Annotated in this window: 16 protein-coding genes; 2 read left to right on the top strand and 14 right to left on the bottom strand. The window is 63.4% G+C overall.

Features of this window, described 5'->3' with window-relative positions:
* Nucleotides 1-5: 5 nt before the first annotated feature.
* From purF to leuC, 14 genes are all read right to left on the bottom strand, one after another.
* Entirely contained in the window at nt 6-1511 is a 1506-nt protein-coding gene (gene purF / locus CKW37_RS10640) for an amidophosphoribosyltransferase (RefSeq protein ID WP_095155651.1), read from the bottom strand.
* 41 nt (nt 1512-1552) lie between these two features.
* On the bottom strand, nt 1553-2107 hold the full coding sequence (locus CKW37_RS10635; RefSeq protein WP_095155650.1) for a CvpA family protein: 555 nt from the start codon (nt 2105-2107) through the stop codon (nt 1553-1555).
* A gap of 98 nt (nt 2108-2205) precedes the next feature.
* Nucleotides 2206-2883: an SPOR domain-containing protein gene (locus tag CKW37_RS10630; protein WP_095155649.1), complete on the bottom strand. Its 678-nt coding sequence runs from the start codon at nt 2881-2883 to the stop codon at nt 2206-2208.
* Complete coding sequence (gene folC / locus CKW37_RS10625) at nt 2867-4174, bottom strand: bifunctional tetrahydrofolate synthase/dihydrofolate synthase (RefSeq protein ID WP_095155648.1); 1308 nt, start codon at nt 4172-4174, stop codon at nt 2867-2869. The genes CKW37_RS10630 and folC overlap by 17 nt, the downstream gene beginning before the upstream one ends.
* Nucleotides 4171-5091, bottom strand: a complete 921-nt coding sequence (gene accD, locus CKW37_RS10620) for an acetyl-CoA carboxylase, carboxyltransferase subunit beta (protein WP_095155647.1) — start codon at nt 5089-5091, stop codon at nt 4171-4173. The genes folC and accD overlap by 4 nt, the downstream gene beginning before the upstream one ends.
* Nucleotides 5092-5366: 275 nt before the next feature.
* Nucleotides 5367-5987 carry a phosphoribosylanthranilate isomerase gene (locus CKW37_RS10615; RefSeq protein WP_095155646.1) on the bottom strand — a complete coding sequence of 207 codons (621 nt, stop codon included), beginning with the start codon at nt 5985-5987 and terminating at the stop codon, nt 5367-5369.
* Between the two features lie 38 nt (nt 5988-6025).
* Nucleotides 6026-6868 (bottom strand): tRNA pseudouridine(38-40) synthase TruA, encoded by an 843-nt coding sequence (gene truA / locus CKW37_RS10610; protein WP_095155726.1) that lies wholly within the window; start codon nt 6866-6868, stop codon nt 6026-6028.
* A gap of 120 nt (nt 6869-6988) precedes the next feature.
* Entirely contained in the window at nt 6989-10024 is a 3036-nt protein-coding gene (locus CKW37_RS10605; RefSeq protein WP_095155645.1) for a FimV/HubP family polar landmark protein, read from the bottom strand.
* Between the two features lie 168 nt (nt 10025-10192).
* Nucleotides 10193-11203, bottom strand: a complete 1011-nt coding sequence (locus tag CKW37_RS10600) for an aspartate-semialdehyde dehydrogenase (RefSeq protein WP_095155644.1) — start codon at nt 11201-11203, stop codon at nt 10193-10195.
* A gap of 219 nt (nt 11204-11422) precedes the next feature.
* Nucleotides 11423-12535 (bottom strand): aspartate-semialdehyde dehydrogenase, encoded by a 1113-nt coding sequence (gene asd, locus CKW37_RS10595; RefSeq protein ID WP_095155643.1) that lies wholly within the window; start codon nt 12533-12535, stop codon nt 11423-11425.
* 67 nt (nt 12536-12602) lie between these two features.
* Nucleotides 12603-13685 carry a 3-isopropylmalate dehydrogenase gene (gene leuB / locus CKW37_RS10590; protein WP_095155642.1) on the bottom strand — a complete coding sequence of 361 codons (1083 nt, stop codon included), beginning with the start codon at nt 13683-13685 and terminating at the stop codon, nt 12603-12605.
* Nucleotides 13686-13747: 62 nt separating this feature from the next.
* Nucleotides 13748-14512: a class I SAM-dependent methyltransferase gene (locus CKW37_RS10585; RefSeq protein ID WP_095155641.1), complete on the bottom strand. Its 765-nt coding sequence runs from the start codon at nt 14510-14512 to the stop codon at nt 13748-13750.
* Between the two features lie 53 nt (nt 14513-14565).
* Entirely contained in the window at nt 14566-15213 is a 648-nt protein-coding gene (leuD, locus tag CKW37_RS10580; protein WP_095155640.1) for a 3-isopropylmalate dehydratase small subunit, read from the bottom strand.
* Nucleotides 15210-16643 carry a 3-isopropylmalate dehydratase large subunit gene (leuC, locus tag CKW37_RS10575; RefSeq protein WP_095155639.1) on the bottom strand — a complete coding sequence of 478 codons (1434 nt, stop codon included), beginning with the start codon at nt 16641-16643 and terminating at the stop codon, nt 15210-15212. The genes leuD and leuC overlap by 4 nt, the downstream gene beginning before the upstream one ends.
* A gap of 130 nt (nt 16644-16773) precedes the next feature.
* Between leuC and CKW37_RS10570 the strand changes: the two genes are divergently transcribed.
* Nucleotides 16774-17652 carry a LysR family transcriptional regulator gene (locus CKW37_RS10570; RefSeq protein ID WP_095155638.1) on the top strand — a complete coding sequence of 293 codons (879 nt, stop codon included), beginning with the start codon at nt 16774-16776 and terminating at the stop codon, nt 17650-17652.
* 62 nt (nt 17653-17714) lie between these two features.
* Entirely contained in the window at nt 17715-21008 is a 3294-nt protein-coding gene (locus CKW37_RS10565) for a PAS domain S-box protein (RefSeq protein WP_095155637.1), read from the top strand.
* Nucleotides 21009-21055 lie beyond the last annotated feature (47 nt).

The raw sequence follows: 21055 nt of genomic DNA, 5'->3' as shown, positions 1-21055 counted from the left end.
CTATATCAGTTGTTGTAGAGGTCGATGATCGCGCTGACCGCCTGGGTCTTGACCTTGGCCAGGTCGTTGCGGGCCTGCTCAATCTTGTCCAGGTAGGCCTGGTCGACGTCGCCGGTGACGTACTGGCCGTCGAATACCGCGCAGTCGAAGTGCTCGATCTTGATCTTGCCGCCGCCAACCGCTTCGATCAGGTCAGGCAGGTCCTGGTAGACCAGCCAGTCGGCGCCGATCAGGTCGGCGACATCCTGGGTGCTGCGGTTGTGAGCGATCAGTTCGTGGGCGCTCGGCATGTCGATGCCGTAGACGTTGGGGAAACGCACGGCCGGGGCAGCGGAACAGAAGTACACGTTCTTCGCGCCGGCTTCGCGGGCCATCTGGATGATCTGCTTGCAGGTGGTGCCGCGCACGATGGAGTCGTCCACCAGCATCACGTTCTTGCCACGGAACTCGAGTTCGATGGCGTTGAGCTTCTGGCGCACGGATTTTTTCCGCGCAGCCTGGCCCGGCATGATGAAGGTACGGCCGATGTAGCGGTTCTTGACGAAGCCTTCGCGGAACTTGACGCCCAGGTGGTTCGCCAGCTCGAGGGCGGCGGTACGGCTGGTGTCGGGAATCGGGATGACCACGTCGATGTCGTGATCCGGACGCTCGCGCTGGATCTTCTCGGCCAGCTTCTCGCCCATGCGCAGACGCGCCTTGTACACCGACACACCGTCGATGATCGAGTCAGGACGGGCCAGGTAGACGTGTTCGAAGATGCACGGGGAGAGCTTTGGATTGGTCGCGCACTGACGGGTGTGCAGCTTGCCGTCTTCGGTGATGTACACCGCTTCGCCTGGCGCCAGGTCGCGGATCAAGGTGAAGCCGAGCACGTCCAGGGAGACGCTCTCGGAAGCGATCATGTACTCGACGCCTTCGTCGGTGTGACGCTGGCCGAAGACGATCGGGCGGATGCCGTTCGGGTCGCGGAAGCCGACGATGCCGTAACCGGTGATCATCGCCACCACGGCGTAACCGCCGACGCAACGATTGTGCACGTCGGTGACCGCGGCGAACACGTCTTCTTCGGTCGGCTGCAGCTTGCCACGCACCGCCAGTTCATGGGCGAAGACGTTGAGCAGGACTTCCGAATCGGAGTTGGTGTTGACGTGACGCAGGTCCGACTCGTAGATCTCCTTGGCCAACTGTTCAACGTTGGTCAGGTTGCCGTTGTGCGCCAGGGTGATGCCGTATGGCGAGTTGACGTAGAACGGCTGGGCCTCGGCCGAGGTCGAGCTGCCTGCGGTTGGATAGCGCACATGGCCGATGCCCATGTGACCGACCAGGCGCTGCATATGGCGCTGCTGGAAGACGTCACGGACAAGACCGTTGTCCTTGCGCAGGAATAACCGGCCATCATGGCTGGTAACAATACCGGCAGCGTCCTGGCCGCGGTGCTGGAGGACCGTTAGCGCGTCATACAGCGCCTGATTGACGTTCGACTTACCGACGATACCGACGATGCCACACATGCGACGCAACCCCTACTTAATGAAACTGGACTGAACAGCACTCAAGGCGTTTTAGGGCCGAGGAGCTGCTCCTTGAACGGGAGATCAGCCGGTGCGCTGATCCCGCTGGCTAGCCACTGGCTGGTCAACCCCAGAATGAGGTTCTTCGACCAGTCAGCCACCAATAGAAATTGGGGCAAGAGCCGGGACTCTTGCCACCACGAATCCTGTTGTACCGGTCCCAGGCTCAGCAGCCCGACCGCTACCACCACCAGCAAGGCTCCCCGCGCGGCGCCAAAGGCCATGCCGAGGAAGCGATCGGTCCCGGACAACCCGGTGACGCGAATCAGTTCGCCGATGAGAAAGTTGATCATTGCCCCCACCAGCAGGGTGGCGACGAAAATAATGGCGCACCCGGCAATCACACGGGCGGAGGGCGTCTGGATATAGCTTTCGAGGTACTGCGACGCGGCGCCCCCGAACATCCAGGCGACGGCGCCGGCGATGATCCAGGTGAGCAGTGACAAGGCTTCCTTGACGAAGCCGCGCTTGAGACTGATCAGCGAAGAAATGGCGACGATCGCGAGAATCGCCCAGTCGACCCAGGTAAATGCCACGGTGCGGCCTGCAAACAGTTGAGGCGGCGCATTTTACCAGAGCGGCGGGCCGGGGGTAAGCGGTGATTTGCCGTCCGGACAGGGCCGGACGGCGGAGTTCAGCTTCGTTCTGGCTGGAAGCGCACCACGAAACCCTTGAGTTTCTGCTGGCGACTGATGACATCACGCAGGCGCTCGGCTTCGGCACGCTCGATCACCGGCCCGACGAAGACCCGGTTCATCCCGTCGGACGAGCGGATATAAGCGTTATAGCCCTGGCTACGCAGGGTTTTCTGCAGGCTGTCGGCGCCGGCGCGGTTGGACAGGCTGGCCAGTTGCACCGACCAGCTGACCGGCAAGCCATTGCCGTCGACCTTGTTGGTCGATGCCGGCGCCTGGGCGGCCGGCTTGGCAGGAGCTGGCGCCGTGGCGACGGTTGGCGCGGGCGTTGCCGCCGGTTTGCTGACCGGAGCAGGCGCCGCTGGTTTGGCCGGGGCTTCCGGCGTGGGGGCCGTGACCGTCACTGTCGAAGGCGCTGGCGCGATCGGCGTGGCCGGTGGCGTCTGCGGCTGGGCCGCGACGCTGCTGTCCGGGATCACCTGGGGTTCCGGGACCTGCACCGGCTCCACCTGAACCTGCGGCAAGGCCGGGACCGCCGGGGCTTCCGGCGCTTCGACACGGACCTGACGCAACTCGTCTTCCTTGGTGAACAGCATCGGCAGGAAAATCACCGCCAGTGCCACCAGTACCAGCGCACCGACCATCCGCTGCTTGATGACTTTATCCAGCCCCGCCATTGGCCCCTTCCCCCTGGGTCTGCCGGCTCAGCCACTGCAGGGCCTCGCCAACACAGAAAAATGATCCGAACAGCAGGATTTCATCATCCGCCGTCGCCTGCTCGCACTGCCCTTCCAGAGCCTGTGCAACGCTGGAGTAAGACTGCACCGAAGCGCCAAGGTTCTCCAGTGCAGCCTGCAACTGCGCCGCCGAACGGCTGCGCGGTGTATCCAGGGCGGTTACCGCCCAGTGCGCGACCTGGCGGGACAGCGGCTGGATCACACCCGGCAGGTCCTTGTCGGCCAGCAGGCCGAACACCGCCAGGCGCTTGCCCGCCACCGGCCGCGAGGCCAGGCGTTCGGCCAGGTATTGCGCGGCATGCGGGTTGTGCCCGACATCCAGCAGGATATTCAACGGCTTGCCCTGCCAGACGAACTGGCGACGGTCGAGACGGCCGACGATACGCGCATCGACCAGCGCCTGGGCGATCTGCCCGGCATCCCACGGCAGGTCGAGCAGCAGGTAAGCCTGAAGGGCCAGCGCGGCGTTTTCCATCGGCAAATCAAGCAACGGCAGATCGCGCAGCTCGACCACCTCGCCACGGGCGTCAACGCCCCGCCACTGCCAGTTCTGGTCGGTGTTGGCCAGATCGAAGTCACGGCCGCGCAGGAAGAACGGGCAACTCAGCTCGCGAACCTTGTCCAGCAACGGCTGCGGCGGATTGAGATCGCCGCACAGCGCGGGCTTGCCCTGGCGGAAGATCCCGGCTTTCTCGAAGGCCACTGATTCGCGGGTGTCGCCCAGCCAGTCGGCATGATCGACGCCGATGCTGGTGACCACGGCGAGGTCGGCGTCGATCAGGTTGACCGCATCCAGCCGCCCGCCCAGGCCAACTTCCAGGACCACCGCATCCAGCGCCGAACGGCTGAACAGCCAGAACGCCGCCAGGGTGCCCATTTCGAAGTAGGTCAGGGAGATTTCGCCGCGAGCGGCTTGCACCGCGGCGAAGGCTTCGCAGAGTTGCTCGTCGCTGGCTTCAAGGCCATCGATCTGCACCCGCTCGTTGTAGCGCAGCAGGTGCGGCGAGCTATAGACGCCGACCTTCAGCCCCTGCGCCTTGAGCAGCGCAGCGATGAAGGCGCAGGTGGAACCCTTGCCATTGGTGCCGGTAACGGTCACCACCCGAGGCGCCGGTTTGCCCAGCCCGAGCCGTGCTGCAACCTGCTGGGAACGTTCAAGGCCCATGTCGATGGCCGACGGGTGCAATTGCTCGAGATAGGCGAGCCAGTCGCCAAGGGTACGTTGGGTCATACGGTGGCAGGCGCCGGTGGCACGACAACCGCGTCCATGGCCGAAGGCACGAATTTCGGCGTCGGCAGGCCCATCATCTGCGCCAGCAGGTTACCCAGGCGCGCACGCAGTTCCTGACGGTGAACGATCATGTCGATGGCGCCGTGCTCCAGCAGGAACTCGCTGCGCTGGAAGCCTTCCGGCAGTTTTTCGCGCACGGTCTGCTCGATGACGCGCGGGCCGGCAAAGCCGATCAGGGCTTTCGGCTCACCGACGATAACGTCGCCGAGCATCGCCAGGCTGGCAGAAACGCCGCCGTAGACCGGGTCGGTCAGGACGGAGATGAACGGGATGCCTTCTTCACGCAGGCGCGCCAGGGCGGCGGAGGTCTTGGCCATCTGCATCAGGGAGATCAGCGCTTCCTGCATGCGCGCACCGCCGGAAGCGGAGAAGCAGACCATCGGGCAGCGGTTTTCCAGCGCGTAGTTGGCGGCGCGAACAAAGCGCTCACCGACGATGGCACCCATCGAGCCGCCCATGAAGGAGAACTCGAAGGCGCTGACCACGATCGGCATGCCCAACAGGGTACCGCTCATGGAAATCAGGGCGTCTTTTTCGCCGGTCTGCTTCTGTGCAGCGACCAGGCGGTCCTTGTACTTCTTGCCGTCGCGGAATTTCAGGCGGTCGACTGGTTCCAGGTCGGCGCCCAGCTCGTTACGACCTTCCGGATCGAGGAAGATGTTCAGGCGCGCACGGGCGCCGATACGCATGTGGTGGTTGCACTTGGGGCAGACGTCCAGGGTCTTTTCCAGTTCCGGGCGATACAGCACGGCTTCGCAGGACGGGCACTTGTGCCACAGGCCTTCAGGAACCGAACTCTTCTTCACCTCGGAACGCATGATCGATGGGATCAGTTTGTCTACTAACCAGTTGCTCATGCTTTATTTCTCCAGTAGCGGCGGCCGGCAGGCAATGGGTGCCGGGTCGCGCGTATGCCCTTGAGCTTCAATTCGTGTATGTCGCGAAGATCAGCCGCATCCGGTGGCGCGCATTCAGCGCAAGCCCTCAGGAAGTGCGACTCATCGTCAACCTGTATGGGCGATGCCTACGGCACCGACCGACAATTTCGACCGGCCCGCGGGCCTGGCCAGGCAGCAATAGGCTGCGAAAGCTATGGACGATGCGGCACCGATAGCCGTCACATCGAAGCGCCTCAACCGCGGCGCACCGCGTTGATGAACGCTTCGATGCGCGCCGCATCCTTGATGCCCTTGGACTGCTCTACCCCACCACTGACGTCCACCGCATACGGCCGGACCTGAGCGATGGCCGCAGCGACGTTGTCCGGGGACAGCCCGCCAGCGAGGATGATCGGCTTGCTCAGGCGATCCGGCACCAGCGACCAGTCGAAGGCTTCGCCCGTCCCGCCGGGCACGCCGGCCACGTAGGTGTCGAGGAGAATGCCGCTGGCCTTGGCGTACAGCTTGCAGCTCGCTTCCAGATCATCGCCGGGGCGGACCCGCAGCGCCTTGATCCAGGGACGGTTGTAACCGTCGCAATCGGCCGGGGTTTCATCGCCGTGGAATTGCAGCAGGTCCAGCGGCACGGCTTCGAGGATTTCGCTCAGTTCGCAGCGGCTGGCGTTGACGAACAGGCCCACCGTGGTCACGAACGGCGGCAAGGCGGCAATGATTTCCCGCGCCTGCTGCACGCTCACCGCGCGCGGGCTCTTGGCGTAGAACACCAGGCCAATGGCGTCAGCCCCCGCTTCAGCCGCGGCCAGCGCGTCTTCCACGCGAGTAATACCGCAGATCTTGCTGCGAACGGCAGACATAGCCAGCGAACCTCGACTGAACCCGAAAGTCCCGGATGTTAGCAAATGACCGCCGGGTCGTCAGCCGCCAGTGACTCGAAACCGGTGAGGAAATGCGGACCGATGAAACGCGCGGGCAAGGCGAACTCTTCCGGGTACTCGACCTGCACCAGATACAGGCCGAACGGATGCGCGGTGACGCCGCCAGCACGACGGTCGAGGCTGGTCAGCACCTGCCCTGCCCACTCCGGCGAGCGCTCGCCGGCACCGATGGCCATCAGTACGCCAGCGATGTTGCGCACCATGTGATGGAGAAACGCGCTGGCACGCAGATCCAGCACGATCATCTTGCCGTGGCGAGTAACGCGCAGGTGGTGAAGGGTCTTGATCGGCGACTTGGCCTGGCATTGGCCGGCACGGAAGGCACTGAAATCGTGGGTGCCGACCAATTGAGCGGCGGCTTCGGCCATACGCTCGACATCCAGCGGCCGGTGGTTCCAGGTGACCTGATCACCCAGGTGCGCCGGGCGAATATCGTCGTTGTAGATGACGTAGCGATAGCGCCGCGCACACGCCTTGTAGCGGGCATGGAAATGCGCCGGCATCTCCTTCGCCCAGGAGACGCTGACGTCATGGGGCAGATTGATATTGGCGCCCATGGTCCAGGCTCTGGAACTGCGCACCGCGCGGGTATCGAAATGCACCACCTGACCGCAGGCATGCACGCCGGCATCGGTGCGCCCGGCGCAATGCAGCGCCACCGGCGAATCGGCCACCCTCGACAGCGCTTCTTCAAGGGTCTGCTGCACACTCACAGCATTGCTTTGGCGCTGCCAGCCACGATAGCGGGAGCCTTTGTATTCCACGCCCAGGGCGATTCTGAAAAAGCCTTCGGCCGCCATTTCGGCGGCCGAGTTGTCGATGATTTCCAAGAGGATAAAGCCTGTCGATTTACACAATGGCGGGAATTATAACGACAACGGCAGCCACCCGGGCTGCCGTTGGACTTGCGGGGCGGACGGTCAGGCCAGTTTCGAACGCAGCTCGTTGGCTTCGCGGCGCTGGGCCTGGTCACCCTCCTTGTTGACCTCGTCGAGGATGTCGCGGGCGCCGTCATGGTCACCCATGTCGATGTAGGCACGGGCGAGATCAAGCTTGGTCGCCACTTCGTCGGCACCGGACAGGTAGTCGAACTCCGCATCATCCGGCAACGCCGCTGCATCTTCAGCGGTGAAGTGCGGCTCGAGTGGCGGCTGCTCCAGGCTCTGCGACAGCCTGTCGAGCTCGGCGTTGACGTCATCCAGTTCCGCGGCAAAGTTCTTCGCCGCCGCATCCGACTCGCCCGGCAGGGACAGGTCGAAGTCCTCCGGCAAATCGAGATCCGGCAGGTCGGCTTCCAGGCCCAGGTCGTTGTCGAATGCCGCCAGCTCCGCCTCGATATCCAGCGGTGGCCTGGCTTCAGGCGCAGTCACCGGGGCATCGTCGGTAACGTCAAGATCGAAGTCGGCCAGATCGTCCGGCTGGGCCGCCAGTGCCTTGTCGGCGTCTTCGAACAGGGCATCGAAGTCCATGTCGTCGAGTGCAGCGGAGGTTACCGGCTCGGCTTGTGGTTCGGGTTGCGGCTCAGGTTCGGGTTGCGGCTCTGGCTCTGGCTGCGCCTGCGCTGCAGTGTGCTCCTGCAGCAGGCTGTCGAAGTCCAGGTCATCCAGCGCCGGGGCAGGCTCCGGCTCGACTTGCGCTTCAGGCTGCGCCTGGGCGGCGGTGTGTTCTTGCAGCAGGCTGTCGAAATCCAGATCGTCCAGCGCTGGAGGCTCAGGCTCGACTTCCACTTCAGGCTGCGCCTGGGCTGCGGTGTGCTCCTGCAGCAGGCTGTCGAAATCCAGGTCATCCAACGCCGGAGCGACTTCAGGCTCTGGTTCCGGCTCTGGAGCCGCCTGCGCTGCGGTCTGTTCTTGCAGCAGCGTGTCGAAATCCAGGTCGTCCAGATCAGCAACAGGCTCGGGGGCATCTTGTGGTGCGGGTGCCGGCTGAGCTTCGGGGTTGTCTTGCAGCAGGCTATCGAAATCCAGATCGTCGAGGGACGGCTCCGGCGCAGCAGCTTCGCTGGCCTTGACCGCGGCGATATCCGCCGGCGTTTCCAGCTCCAGCCCGTCCAGGTCGTCCAGGCTCAGGTCAAAAGCGCTGTCCAGCTCGTCATCGCCGGGCAGGTCGGCTTCCGGTTTTGGTTCTTCGGACAGCAGCCCCTGAACGAATTCTTCGTCCAGCGCCGTTGCCGCGACCGCACCGGCAGCGGCCAGTGTGACCATGGCCGGATATTGGCTCTTGAGGCCGTCGACGGCGGCGAGGTTCTGCGGATTGGCCTGCAACTGCCGCTCCTGGCCGACAAACGCGTCGCGGTCACCCTGGCGGGCATAGACATCCATCAGTTTCAGGCGCAGATCGCTACGCTGTGGCGCCTTCTCCACTGCGGGTTCCAGCAGGTTGGCGGCGTGGTTCAGGCGGCCGTTGGCGATGCTCTCATCGACTTCTGCCAGCAGTGGATCGACCGCTGGCTCGGCGACCGGCGCCACACGCGGCTCGCTGACTTGCTCGGCGGCAGTCGCCGCGGCGGCGGAGGCTGCGACCACGGCGGGGGCCAGCTTGACGGTCGGCGGCGCCATGTCCAGGCCTTCGAAGCTGCTCGATGGCAGTTCCAGGTCTGGACCGAGTTCGGTTTCCTCGGCCAGCGCGCGCGCCATGCGCAGGTGTTTTTCCGCTTCCTGCTGGGCCTTGCGCTTGCGCGCCAACAGCAACAGGAGCAGCAGCAACGCCAGGAGTGCAGAACCGGCAATCAGCGCCAGCAGCAGCGGATTGCCGAGAATGCTGTCCAGGCCGCTATCGTTGTTTTCCGGCGCGACTTCGCTGGCGGCCGGGTCAGCCGGCGCGGTATCGACCGCAGCGGGTGCCGGTGCGACCACAGGTTCAGCCGGGGCCGGCTGCAACTGGGCGTCGATAACCGGCGCGGTCGCCACCGCCGCTTCTGCCGGAGCAGGAGCCGGAGCTGGCACAGGAATGCCACTCTGGGCTTCGAGGCGGGCCAGTTGGTCGTTTTTCAGTTCGATCAGCCGCTGCAGTTTGTCCAGTTGGCTCTGCAGATCGGTCATGCGACTTTTCAGTTCGTCGCCTTCGCGGCGGCTGGCGTCGAGGTTTTCCTGGGTCGTCGCCAGTTTGTCGCTCAACGCCTTGTCACCGGCAGCACCCTTGCCTGCGGGAGCGACCAGCTTGAGGTTGTCCTGCTCGGCAACACGCGCCGGCGCGGGCTGCGCCGTGTTGCGCCGGGTGGCATCCAGTTGCCGCGCCTGCGGCCCAAGACGACGGCCCTGACGCCAGGCGGCGTACTGCTCGTTGACTTCTTTTACCGCCTGGCCCTGCGGAATGTTCTGGATCTGTTGCTGGTCCGGCATGCGCAGGACCTGGCCAGTCTTGAGCTGGTTGATGTTGCCGTTGATGAAGGCATCCGGGTTGAGCGCCTGGATCGCCAGCATGGTCTGGTGCACCGAGCCGCCCTGACGCGCGCGCGAGGCAATTTCCCACAAGGTGTCGCGGCGCATGGTGGTGTAGTTGCCCGGCGCGCTGACCGCAGGGGTCACGCCGGCGGCCTTGGCGGCTTCAGGGGAAAACTTGGATGGGTCGATCAGTACGCTGTAGTCGCGCAGCAGACGGCCTTGGGGCCACAGCACCTGGACCAGGAATTTGACCATCGGCTCTGGCAGCGGCTGGCTGGAGGTCACTTTCAGGACACTCTTGCCCGCCGGGTTGATCACCGGGGTGAAGGTCAGGTCATTGAGGAAGGTCTGGCGTGCGACGCCGGCCTTGCTGAATTCTTCTGCCGGCGCCAGGCTCGGCTTGACCTCGGCGGCAGTGAGGTCACGTACATCGAGCAGTTCGATCTCGGCGTCCAACGGCTGGTTCTGCGCCGACTTGAGGGTCAATTCGCCCAACCCGAGGGCATGCGCCATACCGGAAGACAGCGCCGACGCTGCGGCTATTGCTAACACCAGTTTGCGAATTCGAAGCATGACCTCATCCTTTGTTTGAAACTTCCCCGGGCACCGAGAAGAAGTGAAGAACCGCCTTGAGGCTTGGTACCGACATGACCACTGCCATGTTCGAACTGTTGATAAATGCCGGAGCAAAGTTATTTCCGGCATTTAACGCTCAGTGTGCAAAGTGTCGCCAAGTATCTTTTACACAAGGTCTTTTATCAACAATTCAGCCACCTGTACGGCGTTCAAACCCGCGCCTTTGCGCACGTTATCGGTTGTCAGCCAGAGATTGAGTTGTTGCGCCTCGTCGATACCACTGCGAACGCGGCCCACATACACCACATCCTGGCCTACTGCATCACCCACCGGCGTCGGATAATCCCCCGCCTCCACCAGTTCGATACTTTCAGCCGCTTCCAGCGCCGCATTCACGGCAGGCAGATCCACCGCCTCGCGCGTGTTCAAGGTCACAGTGTAGCTATCGCCGAAAAACACCGGGACTTGAATGCAGGTCACTGAAATGCTGAGTAAAGGCAGGTCCAGTAATTCGCGCAACTCGCGCACCAGACGACGCTCCAGCAGGCCATGACCTTGCTCGTCGCTGGCACCGACCTGAGGCAGCAGATTGAAGGCTACTTGCCGGTCGAAGAAGCGCGGTTCCAGCGGACGGGCATTGAGCAGTTCGGCGGTTTGCCGGGCCAGTTCGCTGACGGCTTCGCGGCCCTGGGCGGAGATGGCCTGGCAGGCGGTGACGTGCACACGCTCCAGGCTGATCAGGTTTTTCAACGGCGCCAGCACCACGGCCAGGGCTACCGCGGCGGAACTCGGGCTGTGCAATTGCAGCGGTGCTTTCAGGTTGTCCAGCACCTGCGGGTTGGCTTCCGGCACCACGGCAGGGGCTTGATCGGCAGGCAGCGCGCCGGTGAGGTCGATCACCGCGCAACCGGCGGCTTGCGCACGCGGCGCGAAGCTCAGGGTGACGGCCGGGCCGGCAGCGAAGAAGGCCAGGCGGACCTTGCCGAAGTCGAAATCATCGACATCGCGGGTACGCAGGTTCTTGCCGCGAAAGGCCACGGAACTGCCAGCCGATTCGTTGCTCGCCAACAGGTACAGGGTGCCCACCGGGAAGTCGCGTTCTTCGAGGATCTGCACAAGGGTTTCACCAACGGTGCCGGTGGCGCCGATGACGGCGATATCGATGGGCTGGGTCATTTGGGGTCTCTCTGGCCGGTTGGGTTGCTGGGCAGCTCATCGCGAGCAAGCTCGCTCCTACAGGGATGTCGCTAAAACCGTAGGAGCGAGCTTGCTCGCGATGAACTGCGAAAGCAGTCCCGGATTATGCGGGAGCGGCACTTTACTTGGATTCGATCCCACAAAAAACAAAAAACCCGCGCTGTCTCCAGCGCGGGTTTCGACTTTACCGCGAAGCGATCAACGCTCCAGCAGGATCCGCAGCATGCGGCGCAGCGGCTCGGCCGCGCCCCACAGCAGCTGGTCGCCTACGGTGAAGGCGCCCAGGTACTGCGAACCCATGTTCAGCTTGCGCAGACGACCCACCGGGATGTTCAGGGTGCCGGTCACGTTGGTCGGGGTCAGCTCCTGCATGCTGATCTCGCGCTGGTTCGGTACCAGTTTCACCCAAGGGTTGTGCTGGCTGATCATGCCTTCGATGTCGGCGAGCGGCACATCCTTGTTCAGCTTGATGGTCAGCGCCTGGCTGTGGCAGCGCATGGCGCCGATGCGCACGCAGATGCCATCAACCGGGATCGGGCTCTTGAAGCGACCGAGGATCTTGTTGGTCTCGGCCTGGGCCTTCCACTCTTCGCGGCTCTGGCCGTTCGGCAGTTCCTTGTCGATCCACGGGATCAGGCTGCCGGCCAGCGGTACGCCGAAGTTCTCGGTCGGGTAGCTGTCGCTGCGCATGGCTTCGGCGACCTTGCGGTCGATGTCGAGGATGGCGCTGGCCGGGTTGGCCAGTTCATCGGCAACGGCCGCGTTGGTAGCGCCCATCTGGCGGATCAGCTCGCGCATGTTTTGCGCGCCGGCGCCGGAAGCCGCTTGATAGGTCATGGCGCTCATCCACTCGACCAGGCCGGCTTCGAACAAGCCGCCCAGGCCCATCAGCATCAGGCTGACGGTGCAGTTGCCACCGATGTAATTCTTGGTGCCGGCGTCCAGTTGCTGGTCGATGACCTTGCGGTTGACCGGATCCAGAACGATGACCGCGTCATCCTGCATGCGCAGGGACGAAGCGGCGTCGATCCAGTAACCCTGCCAGCCAGCTTCACGCAGCTTCGGGAAAACCTCGTTGGTGTAGTCGCCACCCTGACAGGTCAGGATCACATCCAGGGTCTTGAGCTCGTCGATGCTGTAGGCATCCTTCAGCGGAGCAATGTCCTTGCCCACTGCCGGGCCTTGGCCACCGACGTTGGAAGTGGTGAAGAACACCGGTTCGATAAGATCGAAATCCTGCTCTTCGAGCATCCGCTGCATGAGCACGGAACCGACCATTCCACGCCAACCGATCAGACCTACACGTTTCATCGCAACTACACCTTCGCTAAAAGTGGGCCGCTGTCTTGGTTGTGATTTCGACAGCGGGCCAGAGAGATTACAGATTCCGCAGCGCTGCGACTACTGCGTCGCCCATTTCCTGCGTTCCCACCTTGCTGCAACCGTCCGACCAGATGTCGCCGGTACGCAGCCCCTGGTCCAGCACGAGGCTGACGGCCTTCTCGATCGCCTCGGCGGCGGCCTGCTGGTTGAAGCTGTAACGCAGCATCATCGACACCGAAAGGATGGTCGCCAACGGGTTGGCGATGCCTTGGCCGGCGATGTCCGGCGCCGAACCGTGGCACGGCTCGTACATGCCCTTGTTGTCGGCATCCAGCGACGCCGACGGCAGCATGCCGATGGAGCCGGTGAGCATGGACGCTTCATCCGACAGGATGTCGCCGAACATGTTGTCGGTGACCATCACGTCGAATTGCTTCGGCGCGCGCACCAGTTGCATCGCGGCGTTGTCGACGTACATGTGGCTCAGTTCGACGTCCGGGTAGTCCTTGGCGACTTCCTCGACCACTTCGCGCCACAGTTGGCTGGACGCCAGTACGTTGGCCTTGTCCACCGAGCAGAGTTTCTTGCCACGCACGCGAGCCATGTCGAAACCGACACGGGCGATGCGGCGGATTTCACTCTCACTGTACGGCAGGGTGTCGTAGGACTGGCGCTCGCCGCCTTCCAGCTCGCGGGTGCCGCGCGGTGCACCGAAATAGATGCCGCCGGTCAGTTCGCGGACGATCAGGATGTCCAGGCCGGAGACGATTTCACGCTTCAGCGAGGAGGCGTCGGCCAGTTGCGGGTAGAGGATCGCCGGACGCAGGTTGGCGAACAGGCCCAGTTGCGAACGGATCTTCAGCAGGCCGCGCTCAGGACGGATGTCACGCTCGATCTTGTCCCATTTCGGACCGCCCACGGCGCCCAGCAGAACAGCGTCAGCCTTGCGCGCACGCTCCAGGGTTTCGTCGGCCAGCGGCACGCCGTGCTTGTCGATGGCGGCGCCGCCGATCACGTCGTGCTCGAGGCTGAAGCCGAGCTGGAACTTGTCGTTGGCCAGTTCCAGCACCTTGACGGCTTCGGCCATGATTTCCGGACCAATGCCATCACCCGGGAGAATCAGAATCTGCTTGCTCATGCTTTCCTCTATTCAATTCAAGCGGCGCGCCCACGTGGCACGCCGGAAAATTCAGTGTGATTTCAGCGCTCGGCCCACAGCACCAGGACATCGGTGCTGAAGGAGCCATCGGCTTCGATCCGGTAATACTGCCGCACTTCTTCGCCCATGGCCTGCTGCAATTGGAGGATGGCGGCGCGCATCGGCTCGGGCGTGCGCATCCGCTCGACCCACGAGGTCCACTCCAGACGCAGGCTCTGGCGGGTGTGGCTGCGGACGAACAGGCCCGCCTCGCTGACCTGGCGCAGCCATTCGGCGGCGGAATAATCGCGCACATGGCTGGTATCGCGCAGCACTTCGACGCTTTGCAGGTAGGTGTCCAGCAGCGGGCTGCCCGGCGACATCACATCGATGAAAGCCGCTACGCCGCCCGGTTTGAGCACCCGGCGAACCTCGCGCAGGGCCAGGCCCAGGTCGCTCCAGTGGTGCGCCGAGTAGCGGCTGAAGACGAAATCGAACGAAGCATCGGCGAACGGCAGGCGTTCGGCGGCACCGCGTTCGGTGACGATATTGCCGAAGCCGCGCTCGGCGGCACTGGCCGCGACCACATCGAGCATCTGCTGCGACAGGTCGTAGGCCACCACTTCGGCGACCAGCGGTGCCACATGGAAACTCACATGACCGGCGCCGCAACCCAGGTCGAGAACACGGGCGTTTTCATGCCCGCCTAGCTCGGCCTGGAGCAAGGCAAATTCGGTGCCCTGGGCATGTACGGCACTGCTCAGGTAGGCGCTGGCCTGTTCGCCGAACTGGCGCTGGACAACGTCCTTGTGGCTGCTGCTGGTCATCTTCTGTCTCCGGAGGCCGCTATCGCTGGCAAGCCAGCGATAGGGTCAACACATTATTTGGCGTCGCGGAACAACCACGGCTGGCTGGCACGATGTTTGGTTTCAAAGGCCGCAATGGCATCGGCGTCCTGCAGGGTCAGGCCGATATCGTCCAGGCCGTTGAGCAGGCAGTGCTTGCGGAACGCATCGATTTCGAAGCCGAGCACTTTGCCATCCGGACGGGTGACGGTCTGTGCCTGCAGATCGATGCTCAGTTGATAACCCGGATCGGCTTCCACTTGCTTGAACAGCTCATCGACTTCTTCGTCGCTGAGGATGATCGGCAGCAGGCCGTTCTTGAAGCTGTTGTTGAAGAAGATGTCGGCGTAGCTCGGCGCGATGATGCTGCGGAAACCGTATTCTTCCAGCGCCCACGGGGCGTGCTCGCGGCTCGAACCGCAACCGAAGTTTTCGCGGGCCAGCAACACGCTGGCGCCTTGATAGCGGTCGTGGTTGAGGACGAAGTCGCGGTTGACCGGACGCTTGCTGTTGTCCTGGTACGGCTGGCCGACATCCAGATAACGCCATTCGTCGAACAGGTTCGGACCGAAACCGGTGCGTTTGATCGACTTCAGGAATTGCTTGGGAATGATCTGGTCGGTGTCGACGTTGGCACGGTCGAGCGGAGCGACAAGGCCGGTGTGTTGGGTAAAGGCTTTCATGCTGCGCTCCCTTGGATCAACTCGCGTACATCGATGAAACGGCCGGTGACGGCGGCGGCGGCGGCCATGGCCGGGCTCACAAGATGGGTACGACCACCGGCGCCCTGACGGCCTTCGAAGTTCCGATTGGAGGTGGACGCGCAATGCTCGCCGCTCTCCAGGCGGTCCGGGTTCATCGCCAGACACATCGAGCAGCCCGGTTCACGCCATTCGAAGCCGGCTTCGAGGAAGATCTTGTCCAGGCCTTCGCGCTCGGCCTGCGCTTTCACCAGGCCAGAGCCCGGCACCACGATGGCTTGCTTGATGGTCGCGGCGACCTTGCGGCCCTTGGCGATTTCCGCGGCGGCGCGCAGGTCTTCGATGCGCGAGTTGGTGCAGGAACCGATAAAGACGCGGTCGAGCTGGATGTCGGTGATCGCCTGGTTGGCGTTCAAGCCCATGTACTTCAAGGCGCGCTCGATGGAGCCACGCTTGACCAGATCGCTCTCGGCAGCCGGATCCGGCACGCGTTGATCGACGGCCAGCACCATTTCCGGCGAGGTGCCCCAGCTGACCTGTGGCTTGATTTCGGCGGCGTCCAGTTCAACCACGGTGTCGAATACGGCGTCGGCGTCGGAGACCAGGTCTTTCCAGGTTTCCACCGCCAGATCCCACTGCTGGCCTTTCGGCGCGTAAGGGCGGCCCTTGACGTAGTCGACGGTCTTGGCGTCGGTGGCCACCAGGCCAACACGGGCGCCGGCTTCGATGGACATGTTGCAGATGGTCATGCGGCCTTCGACGGACAGGTCGCGGATCGCGCTGCCGGCGAATTCCATGGCATGGCCGTTGCCGCCGGCGGTGCCGATCTTGCCGATCACGGCGAGAACGATGTCCTTGGCGGTCACGCCGAACTGCAACTGGCCTTCGACGCGCACCAGCATGTTCTTCATTTTCTTGGCGACCAGGCACTGGGTGGCCAGCACGTGCTCCACTTCGGAGGTACCGATACCGTGGGCCAGCGCGCCGAACGCGCCGTGGGTCGAGGTGTGCGAGTCACCGCAGACCACGGTCATGCCCGGCAAGGTGGCGCCCTGCTCCGGGCTGATGACGTGGACGATGCCCTGACGCACATCATTCATCTTGAATTCGGTGATGCCATACTCGTCACAGTTTTCATCGAGGGTCTGCACCTGCAGACGCGACACCTGGTCAGCGATGGCCTCGATCCCGCCCTTGCGCTCAGGCGTGGTCGGTACGTTGTGGTCCGGGGTGGCGATGTTGGCATCGATACGCCAAGGTTTGCGATCTGCCAGACGCAGGCCTTCGAAGGCTTGCGGCGAGGTCACTTCATGGATGATGTGACGGTCGATGTAGATCAGCGCCGAACCATCGTCGCGCTGTTTGACCAAATGCGAATCCCAGAGCTTGTCGTAGAGCGTTTTGCCGGCCATCAGGCTTTCCTCATCAGCGTCTTTCTATGCCAATAACCACTTGGCTTGTACGGCTGATGCTATGGCGTTAGATTGAATAACTCAAATTCATAATTTTTATGCTTTGGATAACCAAAGGGAATCTGAAAACGTGGATCTGGCAAACCTCAATGCTTTTATCGCCATCGCCGAGACTGGCAGCTTCTCCGGGGCCGGAGAACGACTGCACCTCACCCAGCCCGCCATCAGCAAACGCATCGCCGGCCTCGAACAACAACTCGACGTACGGTTGTTTGACCGCCTCGGTCGCGAAGTCAGCCTGACCGAGGCCGGACGCGCCTTGCTGCCGCGCGCTTATCAGATTCTCAATGTGCTGGACGACACCCGCCGCGCCCTGACCAACCTCACCGGCGAAGTCAGCGGCCGGCTGACTCTGGCCACCAGCCATCACATCGGCCTGCACCGCCTGCCGCCCTTGTTGCGGACGTTCACCCGGCAATATCCGGCCGTCGCCCTGGACATCCAGTTCCTCGATTCGGAAGTAGCCTACGAAGAAATCCTCCATGGTCGCGCTGAAATCGCCGTCATTACCCTGGCGCCAGAACCTCACAGTCTGGTCCGCGCCGTGTCGGTATGGGATGACCCGCTGGATTTCGTGGTGGCGCCGGAGCATCCGCTGGCCTGCAAAGACGCGGTCAACCTCGCCGATATCGCCCACCACCCGGCGGTTTTTCCCGGCGGAAACACGTTTACACACCATATCGTTCAGCGCTTGTTCGAAGCGCAAGGCCTGGTGCCGAACATCGCGATGAGCACCAACTATCTGGAAACCATAAAGATGATGGTTTCCATCGGGCTCGCCTGGAGCGTATTGCCGCGAACAATGCTCGACGACCAGGTCGTTCCCGTCACTCTTCCGGGCATTCAGCTGTCGCGCCAGCTAGGCTACATTCTGCACACGGAACGAACGTTATCGAACGCAGCCAGAGCCTTTATGGCACTGCTCGACAGCCAAGCGAGACAACCCTGAGGCCGCCGGTATCCCTGGAAGGCCTGTACCAAGGAAGCGTATCCGCCAAAGGTCTGGTATCGATGTCCAAATCACACCGTTTTCCACGGCTGCCGCGTATCCACGCGGCGGATCCCCAGGAGTCCGAGCAGACCTGGGAAAATGCGCCGCAATTGCTGGCCGCCCTCAACGGTGCCCGCCTGGGCGCCTGGTTCTGGGATGTCGAGACCGGCAGGATCAGTTGGTCCCGGGGCACCCAGGCGCTGTTCGGCTACGATCCGGACGTGCCGCTGCCCAAGGACCTGGACTACCTCGACCTGCTGCCGGCCGAAGACCGCGACCGCACCCTGCAGGCGTTTCACTCGGTGCTGGCCGGCGAGCCGCTGGAGCAGGCGATGCGCCACCGCATCCGCTGGCCCGACGGCAGCCTGCACTGGCTGGAAATCAACGGCAGCCTGACCAAGGACAAGCACGGCCGTCCGCAGATGATCGGTGTCATTCGCGAAATCACCCGCCAGCGCGAGCGCGAGGCGGCGCTGATCAACTCGGAAAAGCGTTTTGCCACGCTGTTCCAGCTCAGCCCCAACGTGGTGCTGCTGAGCCGTCGGTCCGACGGGCTGATTCACGAGGTCAACCAGCACTTCGAGAAAACCCTGGGCTGGCCGGCGCAGGAGGTCATCGGCAAGACCACCATCGAGCTCGGCCTGTGGGCCCATGCCCCGCAGCGTTACCAGGTGCTGGAGGCAACCCGCGACAACAATGGCCCGGTGATTCTCGAAGTGCAGTTCTGCTCCAGCAGCGGGCAGATTCATGACGGCATCCTCTGTACCCAGACCATCGAACTGGAGGGCGTGGCCTACCTGCTCAGCACCTTTATCGATACCAGCGAGCGCAAACGCGCCGAGCAAGCCCTCAAGGACAGCCAGGAACGCCTGGACCTGGCCCTCGACTCGGCGCAACTGGGCACCTGGGACTGGCATATCCCCAGCGGCATGCTCTATGGCTCGGCCCGCGCCGCGCAGTTGCACGGGCTGGGCCCGGTGCCGTTCCATGAGTCCTTCGACGCATTTTTCGAAGGCGTGCCGGAATCCGACCGCAGCAGCATGCGTCAGGCCTACCGCAGCCTGCGCGAAGGGCCGGCGGGCAATTATCAGATCACCTACCGCATCCAGCTGGAAAATGGCAGCTCGCGCTTCCTCGAAAGCCGGGCCCGCCTGTACCGCGACGAGCATGGCAACCCGCTGCGCATGGCCGGCACCTTGCTGGACATCACTGATCAGGTTGAGCGCGAGCAGCGCCTGATCAGCTCGGAAGAGAAATTCGCCGGCCTGTTCCAGGTCAGCCCCGACCCGATTTGCGTCACCCGCCAGGACAGCGGCCAGTTCATCGAGGTCAACCCGGCTTTCACCCAGACCTTCGGCTGGACCGCCGAACAGGTGCTGGGGCGCAATGCTGCGGAAATCGGCCTGTGGGCCGAGTCGGCCGAGCGCGCCAAACGCATCGAACAGGTGATTCGCGACCAGGCGCTGAACAATGTCGCCGTGGTGGTCAACCACAAGGACGGCCATCCGCTGACCTGCGTGATCTCCAGCCGCCTGATCAAGGTCGAGGAGCAGACCTGCAGCGTCACCACCCTGCGCGACATCACCCAGCAACAGCGCGCCGAAGCGGCGCTCAAGGCCAGCGAAGAGAAATTCGCCAAGGCCTTTCACTCCAGCCCCGACGCCATCACCATCAGCGAGCGCGACAGCGGGCGCTATGTCGAAGTCAACGACGGTTTCTGCCGGCTGACCGGCTACAGCGCGGGCGAAGTACTCGGGCGCAGCGCCCACGAAGTGGGTGTCTGGGCCGATGACAAACAGCACGCGATGCTGGTGGCCGAGGTGCAGGAACGCGGCCGGGTCAACCATCGCGAGATGCTCGGGCGCAGCAAACGCGGCGAACTGTTGACCCTGGAAGTCTCGGTCGAGCCGATCACGCTTAATGAAACCGACTGCTTGCTGCTGACCGCCCGCGACGTCAGCCAGTTGAAGAACGCCCAGGCGCAGATTCGCCACCTGGCCTATCACGACCCGCTCACCAACCTGCCCAACCGCGCGCTGCTGATGGACCGTCTGAGCCAGCAGATCGCCTTGCTCAAGCGCCACAACCTGCGCGGCGCCCTGCTGTTCCTCGACCTCGACCACTTCAAGCACATCAACGACTCCCTCGGCCACCCGGTGGGCGACACGGTGCTGAAGATCATCACCGCGCGCCTCGAAGCCAGCGTGCGCATGGAAGACACCGTGGCGCGCCTTGGCGGCGACGAATTCGTGGTGCTGCTCAGTGGCCTGGAAGGCACCCGCGAGGAAGTTACGGACAAGGTTCGCGAACTGGCCGATACCCTGCGCGAGCTGCTCGCCGAACCGATGTCACTGGACGGCCAGCGCCTGCAGGTGACCCCGAGCATCGGCGTAGCGCTGATTCCCGACCATGGTTCGACCCCGGCCGACCTGCTCAAACGTGCCGACATTGCGCTGTACCGTGCCAAAGACTCTGGCCGCAACACCACGCAACTGTTCCACACCACCATGCAGAAGGCGGCCAGCGAGCGCCTGCGCATGGAAAGCGACCTGCGCATGGCGCTGACCCGCGGCGAGCTGGCGCTGCATTTCCAGCCCCAGGTGGATGCCCGCGACAACCGCATCGTCGGCGCCGAAGTGCTACTGCGCTGGCACCATCCGCTGCTCGGCCAACAACAGCCCAGCCAGTTCATTCAGGTGCTGGAAGAAAGCGGCATGATCCTCGAAGTCGGCAACTGGATCCTCGATGAAGCCTGCGACGCCTGCTCACGCATGCTCCAGGACCGCCTGATCGACGCCGAGGATTTCAGCCTGTGCGTGAACATCAGCCCGCGGCAGTTCCGTCAGAACGACTTCGTCGAGCGGGTCCGCCGCAGCCTTGACGACTATCGCCTGCCCTACCACATGCTCAAGCTGGAGATCACCGAAGGCATCGTCATCCAGAACCTGGAAGACACCATCAGCAAAATGCGCGAACTGAAAGCGCTGGGGGTGAGCTTCGCCATGGACGACTTCGGCACCGGCTATTCCTCGCTGACGTACCTCAAGCGCCTGCCGGTGGACACGCTGAAGATCGATCAGTCGTTTGTGCGCGACGCACCGGTGGACTCCAATGATGCGGAAATCGTCCGCGCGATTGTCGCCATGGCCCGCAGCCTGGAGCTGACGGTGATCGCCGAAGGGGTGGAATTGTCCGAGCAACTGGACTTTCTGCTGCGCCAGGGCTGCTTCCTATATCAGGGCTACCTGCACAGCCGGCCGCTGCCGCTCAGCGCGTTTCGCGCGATGCTGCTGGAAACGCCGGCGGACTACTGATTTTCCGGTTTTCTCGCAGCCACAAAAAAGGGCGCCATTACGGCGCC

The organism is Pseudomonas sp. Irchel 3E13, assembly GCF_900187455.1.
Lineage (GTDB): Bacteria > Pseudomonadota > Gammaproteobacteria > Pseudomonadales > Pseudomonadaceae > Aquipseudomonas.
Note: the sequence above shows the minus strand (reverse complement) of the source record. Positions and strands in the feature narration are given on the sequence as shown.

Excerpts from the sequence above, each read along its gene's own strand:
- CKW37_RS10630 (WP_095155649.1), bottom strand. The coding sequence starts at position 2,883 with ATGGCGGGGCTGGATAAAGTCATCAAGCAGCGGATGGTCGGTGCGCTG.
- folC (WP_095155648.1), bottom strand. The coding sequence starts at position 4,174 with ATGACCCAACGTACCCTTGGCGACTGGCTCGCCTATCTCGAGCAATTG.
- CKW37_RS10605 (WP_095155645.1), bottom strand. The coding sequence starts at position 10,024 with ATGCTTCGAATTCGCAAACTGGTGTTAGCAATAGCCGCAGCGTCGGCG.
- accD (WP_095155647.1), bottom strand. The coding sequence starts at position 5,091 with ATGAGCAACTGGTTAGTAGACAAACTGATCCCATCGATCATGCGTTCC.
- leuC (WP_095155639.1), bottom strand. The coding sequence starts at position 16,643 with ATGGCCGGCAAAACGCTCTACGACAAGCTCTGGGATTCGCATTTGGTC.
- leuB (WP_095155642.1), bottom strand. The coding sequence starts at position 13,685 with ATGAGCAAGCAGATTCTGATTCTCCCGGGTGATGGCATTGGTCCGGAA.
- leuD (WP_095155640.1), bottom strand. The coding sequence starts at position 15,213 with ATGAAAGCCTTTACCCAACACACCGGCCTTGTCGCTCCGCTCGACCGT.
- CKW37_RS10615 (WP_095155646.1), bottom strand. The coding sequence starts at position 5,987 with ATGTCTGCCGTTCGCAGCAAGATCTGCGGTATTACTCGCGTGGAAGAC.
- CKW37_RS10585 (WP_095155641.1), bottom strand. The coding sequence starts at position 14,512 with ATGACCAGCAGCAGCCACAAGGACGTTGTCCAGCGCCAGTTCGGCGAA.
- asd (WP_095155643.1), bottom strand. The coding sequence starts at position 12,535 with ATGAAACGTGTAGGTCTGATCGGTTGGCGTGGAATGGTCGGTTCCGTG.
- CKW37_RS10565 (WP_095155637.1), top strand. The coding sequence starts at position 17,715 with ATGTCCAAATCACACCGTTTTCCACGGCTGCCGCGTATCCACGCGGCG.
- CKW37_RS10600 (WP_095155644.1), bottom strand. The coding sequence starts at position 11,203 with ATGACCCAGCCCATCGATATCGCCGTCATCGGCGCCACCGGCACCGTT.
- truA (WP_095155726.1), bottom strand. The coding sequence starts at position 6,868 with ATGGCGGCCGAAGGCTTTTTCAGAATCGCCCTGGGCGTGGAATACAAA.
- purF (WP_095155651.1), bottom strand. The coding sequence starts at position 1,511 with ATGTGTGGCATCGTCGGTATCGTCGGTAAGTCGAACGTCAATCAGGCG.